We start from the raw sequence: 1774 nt of genomic DNA, 5'->3' as shown, positions 1-1774 counted from the left end.
ATAGAGGTAATTTATTATTCTAATAAATAAAGGGGATTGTTTCATGAATAAAATTAAATTAGCTATAATTGGAGCGGGTGTAAGAGGTAGGTACACTTATGGGGAATTTATAAAAAATAATAATGATATATGTGAAGTTGTACAAGTTGTAGAGACAAAAATAGGAAGAAGAAAAAAATTTAAAGAAATATTTAATTTATCTGAAGATAGAGTATTTGGAAATATAAAAGATTTTTTTGAAAAGGAAAAAATAGCAGATGCAGTTATAGTATGTAGTGATGATAATACCCATTTTTCAATAGCTACTGCTGCTTTAGACAAGGGTTATGATGTTTTAGTAGAAGGCCCTGTGGCTAATAACTTAGACAAATTATTTCATTTAAAAGATGTATGTGAAAATAATAAAGATAGAATTTTTATGGCTTCAATGCCTTATAGATATTCAAATGTATTCTTGAAGCTTAGAGAAATAATAGAAAGTAATGAAATGGGAAATTTAATTAACATTAATTATAATTCATATATAGGATATGAAAAGTTCGTACATAACTTTGTAAGAGGGAATTGGAGGCTAGATAATGACACAGCACCACTTCTTTTAACAAATAGTTGTTACGATTTGGATATGCTTGAATTTCTAACAAATTCTAAGTGTGAAAAGATTTCTGTCTTTGGTAGATTAAATCACTTTACAAGAGAAAATCTACAATTAAATATGAGCCAATTATGCACAAGATGTAGTAAGGATAAAGAATGTCCTTATTGCGCTGAGAAGATTTATCTTAGTAATAAAGAAATAAGTAGAGGGATACATATAAATCCAACCAAAGAAAATTTGAAGTCTATATTAAAAGAAGGACAGTATGGACAATGTGTATACTCTTGTGATAATAATGTTTCTGATAATTTAATTAGCGTATTAAAGTTTAAAAATAATATTACAGCTACGCTTAATATCACTGCATTCACAAAAGAAGAAGATAGAAATATAAGACTTATGTTTACACATGGAGAAGTTTATACAAGTTTAAAAGAAAACACTATATATATTAAAAAATTCATAGATAATAAGGACATAGTAATAAAACTTGAGAAAGATAACAGTAATGAAAAAATGATAAAAGATTTTATAAGTGAAATAAAAAATAGGGATATTAATAATTTAAATTCAAGTGTTCTTTCAACTATAAGTAGCCATGCTACAGCATTTGCAGGTGAATTTGCAAGTGTAAGTGAAGTAGTAGTAGATGTAGATGAGTTTTGGAACGAATCTTGTGAAATGACTAAGGTAATTGAAAAATTACTATTTTAAGTTTAAGTAAAAAAATCGCTTCGCTTATGCGAAGCGATTTTTTATATTTTGCTTAGAAGTAACATATCAGAATACATATCTAACAAATAATAAAGTAAAACAAATAGAATTTGATTAGCAGGGCTTATACTTATGCCTTCCATAAAAAAATCTACAATTCCAACAACTAAAGAAGAAAAAGATGTATATAAAATAAAATCTATGGCTCTTTGTTGAAACCTAGAAATATTACTTTTAGTTTTAAAAAGACCGATTAGAATAGAAGTATAGTAATCAGCAGGAATAAGCATAACGTAACAAATTATTAAAAAGATTATAACACTAATATAGGAATCGTATGTAAATCCTAAAAAAGATAAAAAACCTATGCCAACGACAGTATATATGATTGCCTCAAATACTAACATGGTAACCATATATATAATAAAGGACAGCACTGTAAACTTTAATACTATTTTTTCT

The 1774-nt window shown here is 26.5% G+C and carries 2 protein-coding genes; one reads left to right on the top strand and one right to left on the bottom strand.

Translation table 11 applies throughout. The annotated features are described in order from the left end of the window. Positions 1-43: 43 nt before the first annotated feature. Positions 44-1312 carry a Gfo/Idh/MocA family protein gene (locus NSA58_RS19750; protein ID WP_257560902.1) on the top strand — a complete coding sequence of 423 codons (1269 nt, stop codon included), beginning with the start codon at positions 44-46 and terminating at the stop codon, positions 1310-1312. A gap of 41 nt (positions 1313-1353) precedes the next feature. On the opposite strand, the gene NSA58_RS19745 is transcribed toward NSA58_RS19750, so the two are convergent. Beyond that, positions 1354-1774 (bottom strand): regulatory YrvL family protein (locus NSA58_RS19745; protein ID WP_257560901.1); only part of this gene is annotated, 421 nt, incomplete at its 5' end.

Origin of the sequence: Terrisporobacter muris, assembly GCF_024621905.1 — a bacterium.
Lineage (GTDB): Bacteria > Bacillota > Clostridia > Peptostreptococcales > Peptostreptococcaceae > Terrisporobacter > Terrisporobacter muris.
The sequence above is the reverse complement of the archived record's forward strand: the minus strand, read 5'-3'. Positions and strand labels throughout refer to the sequence as shown.

Coding starts and splice junctions, on each gene's coding strand:
- NSA58_RS19750 (WP_257560902.1), top strand. CDS start 44: ATGAATAAAATTAAATTAGCTATAATTGGAGCGGGTGTAAGAGGTAGG.